Genomic DNA, 18,527 nt, shown 5'->3' on the forward strand with positions numbered 1-18,527 from the left:
GCCAGAACTCACCACGGACCGGGACACTCGCTACCATGGCAGGGCCACCGGACCAGGGAGTTCCATGTCAGACGTGCCCGGGGCGCCAGCCGACCTGCTGCGCTCGCTCACCCGCGCCGAACGGCTGCTCTCTCGCCGGCTGGGCGCCGTCCTCGCCGAGGACGCGCTGAGCATCGAGGCATGGCGGGTGCTCTGCCTGCTCGCCGACGGCCAGGGCCACCCGATGAGCGAGGTGTCGACCGAGGCGTCGCTGCCTCCCGGCACCCTCACCAAACTGGTCGACCAGCTCGTCGACCGTAACCTCGTCTTCCGCCGGATAGACCCGATGGACCGTCGACGGATCCGCGCCTACCTCACGGCCCGCGGCCGTCGGGAGCACGATCGCCTCGATGAGCGGGTCCGGGCCAACCTCGCCGAGCTGGGCGTGCCACAGGTCGACGAGCTGACCGCTCAGCTCGCCGACCTGATCGGTCGTCTCGACCCGGCCCGCCGCCGCGTCGACGCGATCGGCCCACACCGGTGACGAGGCTCAGTCCACCCTGGTGAGGAGCGGCTTGCCCTTCTCGACGACGTACGTGGCCAGTTCGACGGCGACACCGTCGCCGACGTTGCGGGCCTGGTGGTGGACGCCGTACGGCACGGTCAGCGCATCACCGACGTTGCACACCATCGGCGACCGACCTTCGAGCGTGTACTCCAGAGACCCCTGGAGCACGCAGATGATCTCTTCGCCCGGGTGGAAGTGCTTGAACGGCGGCGAGTCCGGTGTGAACTCCACGCGACTCTGGACGACCTCACGTCCCGGGATGCTGAGATCGTGTTTCTGAAGATCGACACGCCACAGCCCCGGCGCCGCCTCCACCGCCGTCGGACTGATGCCCTCGGGCCGATCTTTTCCACTCATCACGGCCTCCTGTGAGCCGTCGCGGGAACGGCAGTCGCCCCGGTTGCCATGGCCTTCCGAGGATATGGGCCACAGATCCGTCCCGGGCCGGGATGGGCGAACACGAAAGCCCACGACGTGCCGGGGTCGAGTGACGCCGGCGTGCCGGGTGCGCTCGCGTCACACGGCGAGGTGGGCGCGCAGGGTGTGCGCGTCGGGCGCGGTGGCGGTCCACAGTGTCGCCGGGCCCCCGACCAGCGGCAGTCGGGCGACGGTCCCGTCGACGGCAGCCGGTTCGGCCTGCCGCGACGGGTCGACCACCAGCAGCGAGCCGGTGGCCGGTGCGCCGCCGAGCACCGCGGGGCCGGCCCAGCCGGGGGCGCGCGGCCCCACGGCGAGGGACTGGCGCAGCAGCGGCCGACCCGCGTAGTCGACCTGCGTGTGCACGACGGCACCACCGGGCGCCTCGCCGTACCGGCCACAGATCAGCTCGTCGCGCCAGCGCAGGCTCGCGCCGGCGGCCACCGCGACGCGGGACTCGGCGAGGTGCGCGCAGCCGGCCGCCGCGACCAGCTGTTCGGGGAGCCAGTGCAGCGTGGCACCGGCGTGCACCACCGCCGACACCGCCATCCGGGACACCGCGCCCGGTCGTCCCGGCAGGGCGATCGACGCCGCCACGGTGTGCACCCGCACCGCGGCGCCCGGTCCCACCTCGATCTCCAACCGCAGGTCGTCGCCGGCCAGCGGGCCGGCCGCCCCGCCGACCAGGTGCACCGTGGCGACACCACCGTCGGACGGGGTCTGGCGCAGCAGGAGTGGCGTCTCGCCGTGCAGCTCGACCAGGACAGTGCCACCCCGGCCGTCGGCCCGGGCGACCAGCCGGGCGAGCGCCCGCATCAGACGGGTCCGGCCGGTGCGACGAGCGGGTGCAGGGCCGCGTGGTGGGCCAGCTCGTGCCGGATCCAGTCGGCGACCCGGCTCGCCGTCGGGTCTCCCACGATGGACAGGAAGAGGGTCGGAAGGTCGCCGCGTCGAGCCCGCGCGTCACGGTCCATCACGGCAAGGTCCGCGCCCACCATCGGCGCCAGGTCGGTCTTGTTGATCACGAGGAGATCGGCGGCGGTGACCCCCGGACCGCCCTTGCGGGGCACCTTGTCCCCGCCCGCCACGTCGACCACGAAGATCTGCCGGTCGACCAGGCCACGGCTGAAGGTCGCTGTCAGGTTGTCCCCTCCGCTCTCCACGAGGACCAGGTCCAACGGGCCGACCGCCTCGGCCAGCTCGTCGACGGCGTCCAGATTGGCGCCGATGTCGTCGCGGATCGCGGTGTGCGGGCAGCAGCCGGTCTCCACCGCGCGGATCCGGGCCGGGTCCAGCACTCCGGCCCGCCGCAGGAAGTCGGCGTCCTCGGTGGTGTAGATGTCGTTGGTCACCACGCCGAGCCGCAGCTCATCGGCGAAGGCCCGGCAGAGCGCGGCCACCAGGGCCGTCTTGCCGGACCCGACCGGGCCGCCGATGCCAACCCGCAGGGCACGACCGGCGCGGGCCAGCGGAGGGTGCGGGTCGACCCCCGGCTCGGGATGGGTGTGCGGGACGGCCTCGTCGTGCGGTGGGGCGGTCGGTGGTGGCGTGGTCGGGTCGACGGGCGCAGCGCTCGGCACAACAGTCTCAGGACGCAAAGAGACGCACCTCCCAGGTGGCGTGGATTTCGGCATGGATGTCGGCGAGTGGAGCGGCGGCGGCCGGCAGCCGCTCCGGTGGGTCGTCGGCGGCCCGGGCCGCGTCGGCAGCCGTGCCGTCGCAGGCGTCGGCCAGGCCGACCAGCAGGGCCTGGACCTGGTACGGGTCGAGGCCGAGCAGGCGTACGCCGGCACTGGCCGCCCCGGTCACCGTCCCGTAGGCGGCGACCGTGGCGGTGTCGAGACGGGACAACCCCGCCGCCGCGCAGAGCAGCCCGAGCACCAGCGGTTGGTGTGCGCCGGCGGGCGTCCTGGGCAGGTCGTCGAACGGAGCGTCCGGCCAGATGGTCCGGCCGGCGCGCAGCAGCGCTCGGCCCTGCCGGCGGGAGATCGTCCGCAACGTCGGCGCCGCGGTACGCGCGTCCAGCTCCACGTCGAGCTGGGCCAGCGTGCTCGACCGAACGGCCGGCTCAGCAAGTGCCGCGGCCCGGTGTGCGGCCGCCGCGAACGCCGCACCGACCAGACCGGCGGTGGCCAACCGTCCGGTCAGGAACGCCTCCAACGAGGCCAGGTCGGTGACCCGGCCGGCGGCGACGGCCGCCTCCAGACCGCCGGAGTGCGCGTGCGCCCCGGCCGGGAAGCGTCCGTCGGCCACCAGCAACAGCAGGCTCGGCGTGGCCATCAGAACAGGAAGTACCGCTGGGCCATCGGCAGCCGGGTCACCGGGTCCGGTTCGACCACCACACCGTCGATCCGCACCGTGAAGGTGTCCGGGTCCACCTCGATGCGCGGCATCGCGTTGTTCTCCGGCAGGTCGGCCTTGCCCCGCGACCGCACGTCGCTCACCGGCACCACCCGGCGTCGTACGTCCAGCCGAAGCCCTGCGTCCAGGGCCGCCGGGGCCACGAACGCCAGACTGGTGGCGGCCGCCGCGGCACCGTACGCCCCGAACATCGGCCGCGGCAGCATCGGCTGCGGCGTCGGGATCGAGGCGTTCGCGTCACCCATCTGGGCGTACGCGATCATGCCGCCCTTGAGCACCAGGTGCGGTCGTACGCCGAAGAACGCCGGGTCCCAGAGCACCAGGTCGGCGAGCTTGCCGGGTTCGACCGAGCCGACCTCGTGCTCCAGCCCGTTGGCCATCGCCGCGCAGATGGTGTACTTCGCCACGTACCGCCGGGCCCGGTGGTTGTCGGCGGCGTCGTCGCCCGGCAGCGCGCCCACCCGATCCTTCATCACGTGCGCGCTCTGCCAGGTCCGCAGGATCACCTCGCCGACCCGGCCCATCGCCTGCGCGTCGGAGCCGATGATGGAGATCGCGCCGAGGTCGTGCAGCAGGTCCTCGGCGGCCATCGTGGACGGTCGGATCCGGCTCTCGGCGAAGGCCAGGTCCTCCGGCACGGACGGGTTGAGGTGGTGGCACACCATCAACATGTCCAGGTGCTCGGCGAGGGTGTTGGCGGTGTACGGGCGGGTCGGGTTGGTCGACGACGGCAGCACGTTCGGCTCACTGGCCACCGTGATGATGTCCGGTGCGTGCCCGCCGCCGGCCCCCTCGGTGTGGTACGAGTGGATCGCCCGACCGCCGATCGCGCGCAGGGTGTCGGCGACGAAGCCGGCCTCGTTGAGCGTGTCGGTGTGGATCGACACCTGGACCCCGGACTCGTCGGCCACCCGCAGGCAGGCGTCGATCGCCGCCGGCGTGGTGCCCCAGTCCTCGTGCAGCTTGAAACCGCCCGCACCGGCCCGCAACTGTTCCCAGAGCGCCTCGCCGGAGACGGTGTTGCCCTTGCCGAGCAGCAGCACGTTGACCGGCATGGTGTCCAGCGCCTCGTGCATCCGGGCCAGGTGCCAGCCGTTCGGGGTGACCGTGGTCGCCCGGGTCCCCTCGGCCGGCCCGGTGCCACCGCCGACCAGTGTGGTGACGCCGCTGGCCAGGGCCTCGGTGACGATCTGCGGGCAGATGAAGTGCACGTGAGTGTCGACCGCGCCGGCGGTGAGGATCCGTCCGTTGCCGGCGATCACCTCGGTGGACGGGCCGATGACCAGGTCGGGATGGACACCGGGCATGGTGTCCGGGTTCCCGGCCCGGCCGAGCGCCACGATGCGCCCGTCGCGCAGCCCCACGTCGGCCTTGGCCACTCCCCAGTGGTCGAGCACCACGGCACCGGTGATGACGGTGTCCAGTGCCCCCTCGGCGCGGGTGGCCCGCGACTGCCCCATCGACTCGCGGATCACCTTCCCGCCGCCGAAGACCGCCTCGTCACCTCCGACGCAGTGGTCGGTCTCCACCTCGATGAGCAGGTTGGTGTCGGCCAGCCGGATCCGGTCGCCGGTCGTCGGCCCGTAAAGGTCGATGTAGCGGTCCCGCCGCACGGTGCTCACTCCGGTGACCCGTCGGCCGTCGGCGGGTCCAGCGGGCCCGCACACGCGCCACGCAGCCCCGGCACGACACGCGCGCCGCCGAGCGGGACGAGGTCGACGCTGCGGCTGATGCCCGGCTCGAACCGGACCGAGGTGCCCGCCGGCACGGCGAGCCGCTGCCCCCAGGCGACGTCCCGGTCGAACGCCAGGGCCGGGTTGGCCTCGGCGAAGTGGTAGTGCGAGCCCACCTGCACGGGCCGGTCGGCGGTGTTGACCACGACCAGCGTGATCACCGGGCGGCCCGCGTTGATCTCGACCGGGCCGGCCGCCGGCAGGATCTCCCCCGGGATCACGGGATCGGGTGGTGCACCGTCACGAGCTTGGTGCCGTCCGGGAACGTGGCCTCCACCTGCACCTCCCTCAGCAGCTCGGGGATGCCGTCCTGGACGTCGTCGCGGCCGAGCACACCGCGGCCGGCCGACATCAGGTCGACGACGGACCGGCCGTCGCGGGCCCCTTCGAGCAGGAACGCGGTGATCACCGCGACGGCTTCGGGGTAGTTGAGGCGCAGGCCGCGCTCGCGGCGGGCGCGGGCGACATCGGCCGCGACGTGGACGAGCAGGCGGTCCTGCTCGTGCGGGCTGAGAAACACGGGCTTCTCCCGGTGGGGTGGGCGTGCCCGGCTCGCCGTCGGCCCGCAGGGGGCCGCGCGCCGGGCAGCAGACACCCGGGGTACGAGCTGGAGTCACACGACCGCCGAGTCCCGCCGACGGGGCGACCCGGGACTCCACCATCCCGGCCCGCGTGACGGGCAACCGGCGGTGTCCGGTCGGATGCGGACCGCACCGCCCACCGCTGAGCCGACCGTAGAGGATCACCACCGGGCGGGGCAACAGTCCATCCGGGTTCGCGCCGGCCCACTTCTGGGTGCCGGTGCTCATTCCCCTTGCGTACGACCCAGGGCATGATCGCCGGATGACGGCGACAAGGGGTACGCGGGCACTGCTCGGTGTTCTGTTCCTGGCGGCGGCCACGGTCGGGGCGTGGCTGCTCTGGCTGGGCTGGGACACCGACTACACGGTCGATGCGGAGACCGGCGCGAGCAGCGGCCCGTACGAGCCGTGGCAGGTGGTCGGCTGTGTGCTGACGCTCGTCCTGCTGGCCGCGCTCGCCGCCACGCGACTCAGTCCGTGGCTGGTGGCGACGGTGATGACGGTCGCCTTCACGGCGGCCTGGGGGTGGCGGGCCGCGTCCACCGACGACACCGGCCTGTGGGCCGTCGGGGCGGTGCTGGTGCTGGTCGGGATGGCGGCCGGCAGCACGGCCGTGAGCCTCGTCGCCCGGCGGGTCGGCCGACGCGTCGCCGGCCGACCCAGCTAGCCGCTGCCCCGTTGCCGCTGACCGGGGCCCCGCCCGCTCAGCGGGTGGCGACGGGGTGCCGCCGCCGGCCGGGACCCCGCCCGCTCAGCGGGTCGCGACGGGTGCCGCCGCCGGCCGGGGCACACCGGCGAAGGGAATGTCGACGCGGTCCGTCGGCCCGGGCTGGCCGTCGGGGTGCCGCCACAGGCCCCTGTCGCGCAGGATCGGCAGCACGCCCTCGCCGAACCAGTACGCCTCCTCCAGGTGCGGGTAGCCGGAGAGGATGAACTCGTCGATGCCGAGCGCGTGGTACTCGGCGATCCGATCGGCGATCTCGCGGTGGCTGCCGACCAGCGCGGTGCCGGCCCCGCCCCGGACCAGCCCAACCCCGGCCCACAGGTTGGGCGAGACCTCCAGGCTGTCGCGGGAGCCGCCGTGCAGGTCGAGCATCCGGCGCTGCCCCTCGGACTCACTGCGGCGCAGCCCGTCCTGCACCGCCCGGATGTCGGCCTCGTCGACGCCGTTGAGCAGGCGGCGCGCCTGCGCCCACGCCTCGTCGGAGGTGTCCCGGGCGATGACGTGCAGCCGGATGCCGAATCGCAGCTCGCGCCCGGCGTCGGCGGCCAGCGCCCGGACCCGGTCCAGCTTGTCGGCGACCTGGGTCGGCGGCTCGCCCCAGGTGAGGTAGACGTCGCTGTGCCGCACCGCCACGGGCAGGGCCGCGGCGGACGAGCCACCGAAGTAGACCGGCGGGACCGGGTCGGGCAGCCGGTGCAGCCGCGCCTGCTCGACGCGCAGGTGGGTGCCGGTGTGGTCGACCGTCTCACCCCGCCACAGCGCGCGCACCACGTGCAGGAACTCGTCGGCCCGCGCGTACCGGGAGTCCTTGTCCAGGAAGTCGCCGTACGCCCGCTGCTCCTGCGACTCGCCGCCGGTGACCACGTTGAGCAGCAGTCGGCCCCGGGACAGCCGCTGGAAGGTCGAGGCCATCTGGGCGGCCAGCGTCGGGGCCAGCAGCCCGGGTCGGAACGCGACCAGGAACTTGAGTCGCTCGGTCACCTCGGTGAGCATCGCGGTGCTCAGCCAGGCGTCCTCGCACCAGGCACCCGTCGGGGTGAGGGCGCCGACGAAGCCGAGCTGCTCGGCGGTGCGGGCGATCTGCCCGAGGTACGCCACGCTGGCCGGGCGGGCGCCTCCGGCAGCACCGGTCGGTACGCCGTGGCCGCCCCCGACGATGTCCCGGCTGTCGCCGTTGGTGGGCAGAAACCAGTGGAAGGTGAGGGTCATCGCGGCTCTTTCCTCCAGTGTGCGGCGGGTGCGGGTACGGGTGCGCGCGCCGCCGGCGGGCACCTCCTGAGGGGTGGGACGATCCCGCCGACAGCCTACCCATAAAACCTATCGGGTTAGTAGGCTACCGGCCACGGCGCCGACACCTGTCGATGCGTCCCGACCCGCATGCCCGACCCGAGGAGCCGCCATGCCCACCCCATCGACGAGCCGCCCACCGCATCGCCGCCTCCTGACGGCCGCCCTCACCACAGTGGCGCTGCTCGCCACGGCCACGGTGAGCGCATGCGGCGGGTCCGCCGATGCCGGCGGCTCCGCCAGCAAACTCCGGATCGGCTACCAGCGCTTCGGCGGACTGAGCCTGGTCAAGGCGCGCGGTGCGGCGCCGGATGTGGAGTGGTCGCTGTTCGAGAGCGGGCCGGCGCTCACCGAGGCGCTCAAGGCCGGCTCCATCGACATCGGACAGGTCGGCGAGGCGCCACCCGTCTTCGCCGCGGCCGGAAAGACCCCGTTCTCCATCATCGGCACCTCGGCGCCGATCCCGCAGGGCGAGGCCGTGCTCGTCAAGGCCGATCGCGGTTACCGCACCTTCGCCGACCTCAAGGGGAAGACGGTGGCCCTCAACAAGGGGTCGAACGTGCACTGGCTGCTCGTCCAGCTGCTCAAGGCCAACAACATGACCCTGAAGGACATCCAGGTCAAGTACCTCAAGCCCGCGGAGGGGCGGCCCGCGTTCGACGGTGGCCAGGTCGACGCCTGGGTGATCTGGGACCCGTACTTCGCGCTGGCCGAGCAACCGGGGGTCCAGGTGCTCGCCGACGCGACCGGGCTGGCGAGCAACCGCGAGTACGTCCTGGCCGCCCCGGACGCCGTCACGAAGCAGCCGGACGAGATCCGGGCCTTCCTCCAGCGCTACCGTGAGGTGACCGACTGGGGCATCGCCCATCCCGAGGAGCGGGCCAGCACGCTCGCGCCGGAGCTGAAGATCCCGCAGGACGTCACCAGCCGGGCCCTGGCCCGCAGCGCCAGACCTCTCGCCCCCGTCACCCCGGCCATCGGCGACGAACTCCAGGCGATCACCGACAGCTTCATCGCCCTGGACCTCATCCCCGGGCCGGTCGACATCCGGTCCCGGGTCGACGGCCGGTTCGGCGAGGTGTTCCAGTGAGCCGTACGACGCTGGTCGAGGCGCCCGCCGAGATCGCGGCGGCGCCGCCGGTCGCGCCCCGACGTCTTCGGCCGACCCGACGGTGGTGGCGGCTGGTCAGCCCGGTGGCACTGGTCCTGGGCTGGGAGCTGGCCTCGCGGACCGGCCTGCTGGCACCCGAGAAGCTGCCCGCGTCGAGCGACGTCCTGGCCACCGGCTGGCGGCTGAGCAGGGACGGAACGCTCGGCGTCCATCTGCTGGACTCCCTCACCCGGGCCGGGGCGGGGCTGTTGACCGGCGGCGTCCTGGCCCTTGCCCTGGGCACCCTGGCAGGGCTGCTGCGGCTCGGCGACGACCTGGTCGACCCACCGGTGCAGATGGCCCGGATGCTGCCACACCTGGGCCTGGTCCCGCTGCTGATCATCTGGGTCGGCATCGGTGAGTCACTCAAGATCAGCCTGGTGGCGCTGGGCGCCTTCTTCCCCATCTACTTCAACACCTACGCCGGCATCCGGGACATCGACGAGCGGCTGGTGGAGGCGGCCCGCACCTGCGGTCTGGGGCAGGCCGCCCGACTGCGGCACGTGGTGCTGCCCGGCGCGCTGCCGGCCCTGTTCCTCGGCCTGCGCCTGGCGATCGGGGCCGCCTGGCTCAGCCTGGTCGTCGGCGAGCAGGTCAATGCCCAGACCGGGATCGGCTTTCTGATGATGGAGGCACGGGAGTTCAGCCAGACCGACGTGGTGGTGCTGGGACTGCTCGTCTACGCGCTGCTCGGGCTGATATCCGACAGTGCTTTGCGCGTCCTGGAGAGGAGGATGTTGACATGGCGTCGCGGACTGCGGACCACCTGAACGACGCCGCACCGGTGCTGACCGCCCACGCGGTGCGCCGGGCGTTCGGGCCGACGGTCGTGCTGGCCGGCGTCGACCTGAGGATCGCACGTGGCGAAGTGGTGGCCCTGCTGGGCGGCAGCGGTTCCGGCAAGAGCACACTCCTGCGGATTCTCGCCGGGCTCGACGGCGAGGCCAGCGGCACGAGCGTCGTGCACGGCACCGCCGCCGTGGTCTTCCAGGAACACCGGCTGCTGCCCTGGAAGCGGGTGGCGGACAACGTCGGGCTGGGTCTGTTCGGTCCGGACGCCCACGAGCGGATCCGGCGGGCGCTGGCCGAGGTCGGGCTCGCCGATCGGCACCGCGCCTGGCCGGCGGAGCTGTCCGGCGGGCAGGCGCAACGGGTGGCCGTCGCACGGGCACTGGTCCGCGAACCGGACGTGCTGCTGCTCGACGAGCCGTTCGGCGCCCTGGACGCGCTGACCCGCCTGCGGATGCAGATCCTGCTGCGCCGGCTGCGCGCCGAGCACGGCTTCGCCGCCCTGCTGGTCACCCACGACGTGGAGGAGGCGCTGTTGCTCGCCGACCGGATCCTGCTGCTCGACGAGGGCCGTATCGCCGCGGAGCTGCCCGTCGACCTGGCCCCCACCCGCACGCCGGACGACCCGGCCTTCGGCGCGCTGCGCCGCCACCTGCTCGACCGACTGGGCGTTCCCACCACCTGACGAGCGGAGCTGTGATGACCCGCTGGACCCCCGACCCCACGTTCTACCCCTCGCCCCGGGAGGCGGTGACCGCACCGGCGGAGAAGCTCGCCTACGTGGCCGCCTTCGACCGTACGGCCAGCCGTCCGGACGCCATCGTGGTACTGGACACCGACCCGGAATCCCCCGACTACGGCCGGGTGGTGGGTTGGACCGACCTGCCCTACGTCGGCGACGAGCTGCACCACTTCGGCTGGAACGCGTGCAGCAGCGCGCTCTGTCCGACCGCCCCGCACCCGCACGTCGAGCGGCGCTACCTGATCGTTCCCGGCCTGCGGTCGTCACGGATCCACGTGGTCGACACCCAACCCGACCCGCGTCAGCCGCAGGTGGTCAAGGTGATCGGCCCCGAGGAGCTGGCGAAGCGCGCCGGCTACTCGCGCCCGCACACGGTGCACTGTGGGCCGGACGGCATCTACCTCTCCGCTCTCGGGGGCGCGGACGGCGCGGAGGGCCCGGGAGGCATCGCCATCCTCGACCACACCACGTTCGAGGTACGCGGGGCGTGGGAGGCCGACCGGGGTCCACAGTTCCTGGCGTACGACCTGTGGTGGCACCTCACCCAGGACGTGCTGGTCACCAGCGAGTGGGGCACCCCGTCGATGATCGAGGACGGCATCATCGGTGAGCTGCTGCTGGGCCGGCGCTACGGTCACGCCATCCACTTCTGGGACCTCGCGAAACGTCGGCACGTCCAGCGGGTCGACCTGGGCGACCAATATCAGATGCCGCTGGAGCTGCGCCCGGCGCACGACCCGTCGAAGTCGTACGGGTTCGTCGGGGTGGTGATCAGCGTCGAGGACCTGTCCGCGTCGGTCTGGCTGTGGCACCGCGACGGGGACGCCTGGGCGGTCACCAAGGTGATCGACATCCCGGCCGAGCCGGCGGACCCGGCGGACCTGCCCGACCTGCTCAAGCCGTTCGGGGCGGTGCCGCCACTGGTGACCGACATCGACCTGTCCGTCGACGACCGGTTCCTCTACGTCTCCTGCTGGGGCACGGGAGAGCTGCGCCAGTACGACGTCAGCGACCCGCTGCACCCCGTGCTGACCGGCTCCGTGCATCTCGGTGGGGTCGTGCGTCGCACGGCGCACCCGTCCGCGCCGGACGAGGCCCTGGCCGGTGGCCCGCAGATGGTGGAGGTGAGCCGGGACGGGCGGCGGGTCTACGTCAGCAACTCGCTCTACGGCGCGTGGGACGACCAGTTCTACCCCGACGGGGTGGGTGCCTGGCTGGCCAAGCTCGACGTGGACGTCGAGGCCGGTGGGCTCACCCCGGACGAGCGGTTCTTTCCCCACGGGGAGGAGTTCCGGGGCCTGCGGGTGCACCAGACCCGGTTGCAGGGCGGGGACGCGTCTTCCGACTCGTACTGCTTTCCGTGACCGTCTCCACAGTGGCGACGCTTGCCGCGCTCGGCGCGTTCCATGGTCTGAACCCGGCGATGGGTTGGCTGTTCGCGGTGGCCCGGGGCCTGCAGGAGCGCAGCCGGGCGGCGCTGCTGCGTGCCCTGTCGCCGATCGCGGCCGGGCACCTCGCCTCGGTGGGGATCGTCGCGGCACTGGTCACCGCGACCCGTTCGGTGACGGCGAGCACCGCCCTCGCGGTGGTCGGCGGCGTGCTGCTGGTCGCGTTCGGTTTGTGGCGACTGCTCTCCGAGCGACACTTCCGCTGGGCGGGGATGCGGCTGTCCGCGGCGCAGCTCGCGGGCTGGTCGTTCCTCATGTCGTCGGCCCACGGGGCGGGACTGATGCTGTTGCCGGTGCTGGTGGCCGAGCCGGTGCCCGGGGGCCACTCCGGGCACCTGGCCAGCGCGCCGGTGGGTGCCCTGTCCGGGCTCGCCGCCGCCGGCGTGCACACAGTGGCGATGCTCGGCACCGCGCTGGTCATCGCGATTCTGGTCTACCAGGTGCTCGGGGTCGGTGTGCTGCGCCGGGCCTGGTTCAACGTCGACCGGCTCTGGGCCGGGGTGCTGGTCGCCGCCGGGTTGGTCACGTTGCTCCGGGCGTGAACCGACCATCGTGGACGGAGCCGATCTGTGGTCTCATGGCGGCATGATCACTCCGACTCCCCTCATGCGTCTGGTGGCCGGTGTGTGGGGGTTCAAGACCCTCGCGGCCGGCGTCGAACTCGGTCTGTTCACCCGGCTCGCCGGGGGTCGGACGATGACCGTCGAGCAGGCCGCCGCCGAGTTCGGGCTGCCGGACCGGCCCGCGGACCTGTTGCTGGCCGCCAGTGCCTCGCTCGGCCTGCTCGAGAAGGCCGGCGACGGTTACCGCAACTCCGAGTTGGCCGAGCAGTTCCTGGTCGAGGGTCGCCCGTACTACTTCGGCGCGCAGGTCCGTTACTCGGACCTGCGCACCTATCTGCCCTGGCACCGCATCGGCGAGGCCCTGCGCACCGATCGGCCGTTGACCTGGGACCCGGAGACACAACAGTCGATGTTCGACACCGCCGATCCGGAGATGCTGACGCAGTTCTGGGACGCGATGTTCTCCACGTCCAGCTTCACCGCGGCCGCGTTGGCCGACGCGTACGACTTCTCCGCGCACCGCCGGCTGCTCGACGTCGGGGGCGGGGCCGGGGCGTTCCCGATCGAGTTCTGCCGCCGCCTGCCCGAGCTGCGGGCCACCGTCCTGGATCTGCCGCACGTCTGTGTACGGGCACGGGAGCGGATCGCGGAGGCCGGCCTGACCGGGCGGATCGACGCGGTGGGCGGCGACTTCCTCGCCGACCCGGCGCTGCCGGACGGGCACGACGTCATCCTGCTCAGCATGATCCTGCACGACTGGGACGAGCCGACGAACCGGGCGCTGCTGGCCCGGTGCCACGCGGCGCTGCCGCCCGGCGGGGCGATCGTCGTCTGCGAACTGCTGCTCAACGACGAGCGGACCGGGCCGCCGGAGGCCGCGCTGATGGGGATGAACATGCTGGTCGAGACCGAGGGTGGCCGCAACTACTCGGGCGCCGAGTACGCCGCCTGGCTCACCGATGCCGGTTTCGTCGACGTGCGTACCGTGCCGTTCGACGCCCCCGGTGCCAACGGCGCTGTGGTTGCCCAGCGGGCCTGACCGACGACGACACCCGGCCCCGGTGCGAACCGTGGGCCGGGTGTCGCGGCGCCTCACGGCGCTGGCGTCCGATCGGCTACCGGTACGGGTCAGGCGCGAGCCTTGACCGGCTGCTTCATGAAGTCCAGGATCGCCTTGTTGACGTCGTCGGCGTTGGTCCACGGGAGGCCGTGCGGCGCGCCCTTGAGCGTGATGAGCTTGCCGGTCGGCATCATCGGCCCGAGCCGCTGGCCGGTCACCGGGTAGGGCAGCACGTTGTCCTTGTCACCCTGCACGATCAGCAGTGGCACGTCGATCTTCGGCAGGTCGGGGCGGAAGTCCTCCTGCCAGGCGGTGACGCTGTCGTGGGTGCCCTTGGCGGAGGCCATCGCGCCGATCTGCCAGTGCGCCCGGTACGCCTCCTCGCTGACCAGCTTGCCCTTGTTCTCGCTGTAGTTGAAGAACGCGTCGCAGAACTGGGTCAGGTAGGCGAACCGGTCCTTGATGATGGCGTCCTGGAAACCCTTGAAGAGGCTCCGGTCGACACCCTCCGGGTTGTCGTTGGCCTTGGCCAGCATGGGTTGCAGCGGGCTGAGCACCACGGCCCGACTCACGCGCCGGGAGCCGTAGTTGCCCAGGTAGCGAATGACCTCGCCGGTGCCCATCGAGTGACCGATCAGGGTCACGTCGCTCAGGTTCAGCTCGGTCATCAGCACGTCCAGGTCCGCCGCGAACGTGTTGTAGTCGTACCCGAAGGTCGGCTGGGCGGAGTTGCCGAAACCGCGCCGATCGTAGGTGATCGTCCGGTATCCGGCGTTGAGCAGCTGGGTGGTCACCTTCTCCCAGGTGGCGCCGTTGAACGGGAAGCCGTGGATCAGCACCACCGGCTTACCGGACCCGTGATCCTCGTAGTACAGGTCGATGGGCGCGGAGTTTTCCGTCCCCACGGTGATGAAAGGCATGTTTGTCTCCTGCTCCGGTATCGGGCTGTCGGACGTCAGCGCGCTTTCCCGCCGGGTCGGCGGATATGCCGGCCGTCGACAGCACACCCGACCCCTCAGCCATCGACAGATATCGACGCTCTCGGTAGGGTCGGCGGTAGGAAAGTTTCGGCGTACGGGAGGTGGGCATGCCCCGACGAATCCGCACGACGGTCGCCGCATTGGCCGTCGTGTCAGCAACGGCCGCGCTGAGCGCCACGCCGGCCCACGCCGACCCGGTGGTGCCACGGCACGCCGTCGTGGTGTGCCAGAGCGCCAGCTTCTACGCCAACTACGACTCCGCCGGCGGCCCCACCGGCCTCAAGCGCACCCTCGCCTACGGCAACAAGATCGGTCATACGCCGGGCGCGCACCCGGTCTACAACGGGTGGGCGGCATCGTTCGACTTCGGGCCCAACGACTGGGGCTACCTGCGCGCCGAGTGCATCGGCGGGTACGACTCATGGTGACCCGGCGCCGGGCACTCACCGGTCTGCTCGCCGGGGTTATCGCCGCGACAGTCGCCCTGCCGGCTTCCGCGCAGGCCGCCAATGGCACGATCGGCCAACGGGAGACGGTGTGCGCGAGCGACCTGTTCGTCCGCACCCAACCCGTCGGCGCCTGGATGGGCACCCTCTACCAGGGTCAGACGTTCCTGGTCGAAGGCCCCCGCAGCGGTGGCTACGTCTACGGCTTCGCCTACGGGCACATCAACCGGCGCGGCTGGGTGCAGGACGGCTGGTTCTGCTGACCCCCGCCCGTCGGTGGACCCTGCCCGCCGGCTGACCAAGCGAGCCGCGGCATGCGCGGGATCGGCTTGTACTGCGTCGGCCTTGCGCGGCGTCGGCCTTGCGCGGCGTCGACTTACGCGGCGTCGAGTTGTGCGGCGTCGGCACGAGGATGGCGGGCGTCGCCTGCGGAGATCAACACGGGTTTACTGAAATCGCGGTGTCCTAGCGACCTGGATAGCCCGATTTCAAGGAACCCGAGTCGATCATCGCCGCCGTCCCGACAGGCGGAAGGCTTTGACCGAATGCTGGACGGACCAGCCGGCCACACCGTGGCATCGCCCCAATCCGAAGGCCGGACTGCAGACCCGGTCACCGAGGCCCCGAGCGGAGCGGTGCGAGCGGCGAGCGGAGCGGAGCGGTGCGAGCGGCGAGCGGAGCGGAGCGGTGCGAGCGGCGAGCGGAGCGGAGCGGTGCGAGCGGCGAGCGGAGCGGAGCGGTGCGAGCGGCGAGCGGAGCGGTGCGGTGCGGTGCGAGCGGCGAGCGGAGCGGTGCGGTGCGAGCGGCGAGCGGGAGCACGAGCGGGGCACGGAGCCTGAGCTGGCTTCGCATGGCGAGATCATCACGGGTTTGGTGAAATCGGGGTGTCCCGACGACCTGGATACCCCGATTTCAAGAAACCCGAGTCGATCATCGCCGCCGTCCCGCCAGGCAGGAGGCCTTGACCGAATGCTGGACAGACCACCCGGCCAGACCGTGGCACCGCCGCACATTCGACGGCGGGACTGCGGGCCCGGTCACTGAGGACACGAGCCAGGCGAGGTGAGCATGGCAGCCGGGGCCGCAGCCACGGGCCGGGCGACACGAGCCGGGCGACACGAGCCGGGCGACACGAGCCGCGCGACACGAACCAGCCGACACGAGCCGCGCGACACGAACCAGCCGGCACGAACCAGCCGACACGAGCCGCGCGACACGAACCAGCCGACACGAGCTGCCGACACGAGCCGGACGACACGAGCCAGGGCGGCCGCCGCTCCCCCGACGGCCGCGCTGCTCGTCGGTCAGCTCTGGTAGACCTCCAGGGTGGACAGTTGCCCGGCCGGCCAGCCGGTGTTGCCGGTGACCGTGATGCGTACGTACCGGGTCTGCGCGGCGGTGAAGGTGATGCTCACCTGGTTGCCGGTGGCCGGGTTGAACGTACGTCCGACCGAGCCGGCCAGGGTGCCGAAGCTGCCGCCGTCGGTGCTGCCGTGCACGGCCAGGGTCTGCGTACGGCTGGCCCAGGCGGTGGCCGGAGGCAGCTTGAGCACCACCCGCCCGACGGTGCGTGTCGCACCGAGGTCGACCTGGACCCACTGCGGGAACGCGCTGTTGGCGCTCTCCCAGTAGCTGTTCGGGTCACCGTCGACCACGTTGCCGGAGGCGTAGCTCTGGACGTGACTGCTCTCGCTGGTGGGTCGACCCCGGGCGAGGTCCGCGTTGGTCGGGGCGTCCGTGGTGGCGGTGACCGTGTTGGACGCGCCGGACGTGTTGCCGGCGGCGTCGCGCGCGGTGACCGTGAAGGTGTACGCGGTGGACGGGTTGAGCCCGCTCACGGTCGCCGTGGTGCCCGTGACGGTGGCGACGACCGTGCCGCCCTGGCGCACCTGGTAACCGGTCACGCCGGTGTCGTCGGTCGACGCCGTCCACGCCAGCGACACGCTGGTCGACATCTTGCCGGTGACCGTCAGCCCGCTCGGCGCGGTGGGCGGGTTGTCCGGTGAGGTGGTGCCCGCGTACACCTCGACCTGGGCCAGTTGGGCGGCCGGCCAGCCGGTGTTGGCGCCGATGCTGAGGCGGACGTAGCGGGCGGTGGTGGTCGGCAGCGTGCGGGTGACGGTGTTGCCGGTCGCCGGGTCGAAGGCGAACCCGGCGGCCGGCGTGATGGTGGCGAAGGAGCCCCCGTCGACGCTGCCCTGCACGGTGATGGTCTGGGTACGCGCGCCCCAGCCGCCGGGCAGCCGCAGCACCAGTCGGTTGACCTGGTGACTGGCGCCGAGGTCGACCTGCCACCAGTGCGGGAAGGCGCCGCCGCTGCTCTCCCAGTAGCTGCCGACGTTCGAGTCCACCGCGTTCGACGCCGGGAACCCGCCGCCCTGGCTGCTCGCCGAGGTGGGCCGGCCGGCGGCCAGGTTCCCGCCGGTCGGTGGCGGGGTGCCGATCATCGGTGGCGTGGGACGGACCGCGGTGAGCGCCAGCTGGCCCTTGAGCATCCGACCGCCGTCGGCGGTGATCCGCAGGTAGTAGTCGGAGGAGCAGGCCACGCCGTCCTCGTCCAGGGCGCGGATGTTCGCGCCGGCCGGGGTGGTGGCCTGGGTCTCGGAGGTCTTCGCGATCTGGTTGCCCTCGTTGTACTCGTCGTACATGGACACGTAGAGGCCCTGGGAGCCGAGTCGGACCATGTTGTAGATGTGCCGCCAGTAGAAGTCGCCGTGCCTGCGGTGACCACCGGCGAGATCCCCGGGCATCACGCAGGGCAGGTAGTCGATGCCGCGTGCCGCGCAGTCGGCCATGTCGCCGACGTTGACGTTGTTGTAGTACGAGTCGAGTTCCTCCACCGTCCTGGCCCGGTAGACCATCCACGGCGAGATCGCGTTGAACGCGTGGTAGACGTCGAGGAAGCCCGGGCGGGAGTCCTCGATGCCCTGCCGCCACCAGGTGGGTACGCCACCGATGACGTAGCAGCCCTGCGCTTTGAACCAGTTGATGACCTCCAGGCAGGGCCCGGGGGTGAACGGTCGGCTGGGCTCGCTGAAACCGAAGCCCCAGATGCACACGACCGGCTTGCCGTTCTGCCGGGCGTACGCGGAGGACGCGACGTGCGCCGACATCTTCGTCGTCCAGTCGGTCTTGATGTCCGACTGGAAGGTCAACCAGTCGGTGACGTCGTACATGATGTAGAACTTGCGGCCGTAGCGCTCGGCGGAGGAGCGGACCTTCTGCGTCATCGCGTCGCGGGTCGGCCCCTCGTCGCCCATCGGGTTGAACCGCTGCAACGCCGCGGTGTCGCAGCCGTACTCCTGCATCCACCGGAAGTGGGTGTCCACGGTCTGCTGGTCGTAGGAGGAGAACAGGGTGGCCGGCTGGCCGTTACCCAGGTTGGGGTACGCGGTGGGATAGGTGCGCGTGTACTCGCGCATGTCCGGCCAGGACACGATGGTGGTGTTGGCGGGCGAGGGCGGCTGGAAACGGTCGCGGCTCCAGTGCCACCAACCGCCGATCGGCGCCGAGTCACCGGGGACGCTGAACCAGCCCTGGTAGCCGACCGTCACCTTGCCGACCACGTCCCCGGGAGGGCTGGCGGCGGAGGCGGGGCTGGCCAGGGTGGTGAGCAGCTCGGTGCTGGAGGCGGCGGCGAGGGCGGACCCCGCCATCACGGACGTGACGAACCTGCGGCGGGAGACCGCCATGACGACC

20 protein-coding genes are annotated in these 18,527 nt (G+C 72.0%); 10 read left to right on the plus strand and 10 right to left on the minus strand.

Annotation, left to right across the window (positions count from 1 at the left end; all coding sequences use genetic code 11):
* Window positions 1-64: 64 nt before the first annotated feature.
* The gene (locus tag HNR22_RS06055) at window positions 65-523 is read left to right on the plus strand and encodes a MarR family winged helix-turn-helix transcriptional regulator (RefSeq protein ID WP_179779470.1); all 459 of its coding nucleotides are present in this window, start codon (window positions 65-67) and stop codon (window positions 521-523) included.
* Between the two features lie 6 nt (window positions 524-529).
* Here the strand turns inward: HNR22_RS06055 and HNR22_RS06060 are convergent, their stop codons facing one another.
* The 7 genes from HNR22_RS06060 to HNR22_RS06090 all read right to left on the minus strand — a co-directional run bounded on the left by HNR22_RS06060 (window position 530) and on the right by HNR22_RS06090 (window position 5,578).
* Window positions 530-904 (minus strand): cupin domain-containing protein, encoded by a 375-nt coding sequence (locus tag HNR22_RS06060; RefSeq protein WP_179779471.1) that lies wholly within the window; start codon window positions 902-904, stop codon window positions 530-532.
* 159 nt (window positions 905-1,063) lie between these two features.
* Window positions 1,064-1,780, minus strand: coding sequence for an urease accessory protein UreD (locus HNR22_RS06065; RefSeq protein ID WP_179779472.1), 717 nt, complete (start codon window positions 1,778-1,780; stop codon window positions 1,064-1,066).
* Complete coding sequence (gene ureG / locus HNR22_RS06070) at window positions 1,780-2,562, minus strand: urease accessory protein UreG (protein WP_218906207.1); 783 nt, start codon at window positions 2,560-2,562, stop codon at window positions 1,780-1,782. Before ureG ends, HNR22_RS06065 begins: the two co-directional genes overlap by 1 nt.
* Window positions 2,552-3,244 (minus strand): urease accessory protein UreF, encoded by a 693-nt coding sequence (locus HNR22_RS06075; RefSeq protein WP_179779473.1) that lies wholly within the window; start codon window positions 3,242-3,244, stop codon window positions 2,552-2,554. The genes ureG and HNR22_RS06075 overlap by 11 nt, the downstream gene beginning before the upstream one ends.
* Window positions 3,244-4,947 (minus strand): urease subunit alpha, encoded by a 1,704-nt coding sequence (locus HNR22_RS06080; protein WP_179779474.1) that lies wholly within the window; start codon window positions 4,945-4,947, stop codon window positions 3,244-3,246. Before HNR22_RS06080 ends, HNR22_RS06075 begins: the two co-directional genes overlap by 1 nt.
* The gene (locus HNR22_RS06085) at window positions 4,944-5,279 is read right to left on the minus strand and encodes an urease subunit beta (protein ID WP_179779475.1); all 336 of its coding nucleotides are present in this window, start codon (window positions 5,277-5,279) and stop codon (window positions 4,944-4,946) included. Before HNR22_RS06085 ends, HNR22_RS06080 begins: the two co-directional genes overlap by 4 nt.
* On the minus strand, window positions 5,276-5,578 hold the full coding sequence (locus HNR22_RS06090) for an urease subunit gamma (RefSeq protein ID WP_179779476.1): 303 nt from the start codon (window positions 5,576-5,578) through the stop codon (window positions 5,276-5,278). Before HNR22_RS06090 ends, HNR22_RS06085 begins: the two co-directional genes overlap by 4 nt.
* Before the next feature lie 323 nt (window positions 5,579-5,901).
* On the opposite strand from HNR22_RS06090, the gene HNR22_RS06095 reads away from it, so the two are divergent.
* Window positions 5,902-6,306, plus strand: coding sequence for a hypothetical protein (locus tag HNR22_RS06095; RefSeq protein ID WP_179779477.1), 405 nt, complete (start codon window positions 5,902-5,904; stop codon window positions 6,304-6,306).
* A gap of 84 nt (window positions 6,307-6,390) precedes the next feature.
* Here HNR22_RS06095 and HNR22_RS06100 read toward each other — a convergent pair whose 3' ends face one another.
* Window positions 6,391-7,572 (minus strand): LLM class flavin-dependent oxidoreductase, encoded by a 1,182-nt coding sequence (locus tag HNR22_RS06100; RefSeq protein ID WP_179779478.1) that lies wholly within the window; start codon window positions 7,570-7,572, stop codon window positions 6,391-6,393.
* Window positions 7,573-7,762: 190 nt separating this feature from the next.
* On the opposite strand from HNR22_RS06100, the gene HNR22_RS06105 reads away from it, so the two are divergent.
* Genes HNR22_RS06105 through HNR22_RS06130 form a run of 6 tightly spaced genes read left to right on the plus strand, consistent with a single transcriptional unit; the run spans window position 7,763 to window position 13,381 of the window.
* Window positions 7,763-8,740, plus strand: a complete 978-nt coding sequence (locus HNR22_RS06105) for an aliphatic sulfonate ABC transporter substrate-binding protein (protein ID WP_179779479.1) — start codon at window positions 7,763-7,765, stop codon at window positions 8,738-8,740.
* Entirely contained in the window at window positions 8,737-9,570 is an 834-nt protein-coding gene (locus HNR22_RS06110) for an ABC transporter permease subunit (RefSeq protein WP_179779480.1), read from the plus strand. Before HNR22_RS06105 ends, HNR22_RS06110 begins: the two co-directional genes overlap by 4 nt.
* Window positions 9,543-10,274: an ABC transporter ATP-binding protein gene (locus tag HNR22_RS06115; RefSeq protein ID WP_179779481.1), complete on the plus strand. Its 732-nt coding sequence runs from the start codon at window positions 9,543-9,545 to the stop codon at window positions 10,272-10,274. The genes HNR22_RS06110 and HNR22_RS06115 overlap by 28 nt, the downstream gene beginning before the upstream one ends.
* Window positions 10,275-10,288: 14 nt before the next feature.
* Entirely contained in the window at window positions 10,289-11,695 is a 1,407-nt protein-coding gene (locus HNR22_RS06120) for a selenium-binding family protein (protein WP_179779482.1), read from the plus strand.
* The gene (locus HNR22_RS06125; protein ID WP_179779483.1) at window positions 11,692-12,321 is read left to right on the plus strand and encodes a hypothetical protein; all 630 of its coding nucleotides are present in this window, start codon (window positions 11,692-11,694) and stop codon (window positions 12,319-12,321) included. The genes HNR22_RS06120 and HNR22_RS06125 overlap by 4 nt, the downstream gene beginning before the upstream one ends.
* Window positions 12,322-12,364: 43 nt before the next feature.
* On the plus strand, window positions 12,365-13,381 hold the full coding sequence (locus HNR22_RS06130) for a methyltransferase (RefSeq protein WP_179779484.1): 1,017 nt from the start codon (window positions 12,365-12,367) through the stop codon (window positions 13,379-13,381).
* A gap of 89 nt (window positions 13,382-13,470) precedes the next feature.
* Here HNR22_RS06130 and HNR22_RS06135 read toward each other — a convergent pair whose 3' ends face one another.
* Window positions 13,471-14,322 carry an alpha/beta fold hydrolase gene (locus HNR22_RS06135; RefSeq protein WP_179779485.1) on the minus strand — a complete coding sequence of 284 codons (852 nt, stop codon included), beginning with the start codon at window positions 14,320-14,322 and terminating at the stop codon, window positions 13,471-13,473.
* A gap of 167 nt (window positions 14,323-14,489) precedes the next feature.
* Between HNR22_RS06135 and HNR22_RS06140 the strand changes: the two genes are divergently transcribed.
* Both HNR22_RS06140 and HNR22_RS06145 read left to right on the plus strand, forming a co-directional pair.
* Window positions 14,490-14,810, plus strand: a complete 321-nt coding sequence (locus HNR22_RS06140) for a hypothetical protein (protein ID WP_179779486.1) — start codon at window positions 14,490-14,492, stop codon at window positions 14,808-14,810.
* Window positions 14,804-15,091, plus strand: coding sequence for a hypothetical protein (locus tag HNR22_RS06145; RefSeq protein ID WP_218906209.1), 288 nt, complete (start codon window positions 14,804-14,806; stop codon window positions 15,089-15,091). The genes HNR22_RS06140 and HNR22_RS06145 overlap by 7 nt, the downstream gene beginning before the upstream one ends.
* A gap of 1,041 nt (window positions 15,092-16,132) precedes the next feature.
* Here HNR22_RS06145 and HNR22_RS06150 read toward each other — a convergent pair.
* Window positions 16,133-18,520 carry a glycoside hydrolase family 99 protein gene (locus tag HNR22_RS06150; protein WP_179779487.1) on the minus strand — a complete coding sequence of 796 codons (2,388 nt, stop codon included), beginning with the start codon at window positions 18,518-18,520 and terminating at the stop codon, window positions 16,133-16,135.
* Between the last annotated feature and the right edge of the window lie 7 nt (window positions 18,521-18,527).

Origin of the sequence: Micromonospora jinlongensis, from assembly GCF_013410645.1 — a bacterium.
Taxonomy (GTDB): Bacteria; Actinomycetota; Actinomycetes; order Mycobacteriales; family Micromonosporaceae; genus Micromonospora; species Micromonospora zamorensis.

What these genes read in the sequence shown, in the direction of transcription:
- HNR22_RS06055 (WP_179779470.1), top strand. Translation starts at nt 65, where the DNA reads ATGTCAGACGTGCCCGGGGCGCCAGCCGACCTGCTGCGCTCGCTCACC.
- HNR22_RS06060 (WP_179779471.1), bottom strand. Translation starts at nt 904, where the DNA reads ATGAGTGGAAAAGATCGGCCCGAGGGCATCAGTCCGACGGCGGTGGAG.
- HNR22_RS06065 (WP_179779472.1), bottom strand. Translation starts at nt 1,780, where the DNA reads ATGCGGGCGCTCGCCCGGCTGGTCGCCCGGGCCGACGGCCGGGGTGGC.
- HNR22_RS06075 (WP_179779473.1), bottom strand. Translation starts at nt 3,244, where the DNA reads ATGGCCACGCCGAGCCTGCTGTTGCTGGTGGCCGACGGACGCTTCCCG.
- HNR22_RS06095 (WP_179779477.1), top strand. Translation starts at nt 5,902, where the DNA reads ATGACGGCGACAAGGGGTACGCGGGCACTGCTCGGTGTTCTGTTCCTG.
- HNR22_RS06100 (WP_179779478.1), bottom strand. Translation starts at nt 7,572, where the DNA reads ATGACCCTCACCTTCCACTGGTTTCTGCCCACCAACGGCGACAGCCGG.
- HNR22_RS06105 (WP_179779479.1), top strand. Translation starts at nt 7,763, where the DNA reads ATGCCCACCCCATCGACGAGCCGCCCACCGCATCGCCGCCTCCTGACG.
- HNR22_RS06115 (WP_179779481.1), top strand. Translation starts at nt 9,543, where the DNA reads ATGGCGTCGCGGACTGCGGACCACCTGAACGACGCCGCACCGGTGCTG.
- HNR22_RS06120 (WP_179779482.1), top strand. Translation starts at nt 10,289, where the DNA reads ATGACCCGCTGGACCCCCGACCCCACGTTCTACCCCTCGCCCCGGGAG.
- HNR22_RS06130 (WP_179779484.1), top strand. Translation starts at nt 12,365, where the DNA reads ATGATCACTCCGACTCCCCTCATGCGTCTGGTGGCCGGTGTGTGGGGG.
- HNR22_RS06135 (WP_179779485.1), bottom strand. Translation starts at nt 14,322, where the DNA reads ATGCCTTTCATCACCGTGGGGACGGAAAACTCCGCGCCCATCGACCTG.
- HNR22_RS06140 (WP_179779486.1), top strand. Translation starts at nt 14,490, where the DNA reads ATGCCCCGACGAATCCGCACGACGGTCGCCGCATTGGCCGTCGTGTCA.
- HNR22_RS06145 (WP_218906209.1), top strand. Translation starts at nt 14,804, where the DNA reads ATGGTGACCCGGCGCCGGGCACTCACCGGTCTGCTCGCCGGGGTTATC.
- HNR22_RS06150 (WP_179779487.1), bottom strand. Translation starts at nt 18,520, where the DNA reads ATGGCGGTCTCCCGCCGCAGGTTCGTCACGTCCGTGATGGCGGGGTCC.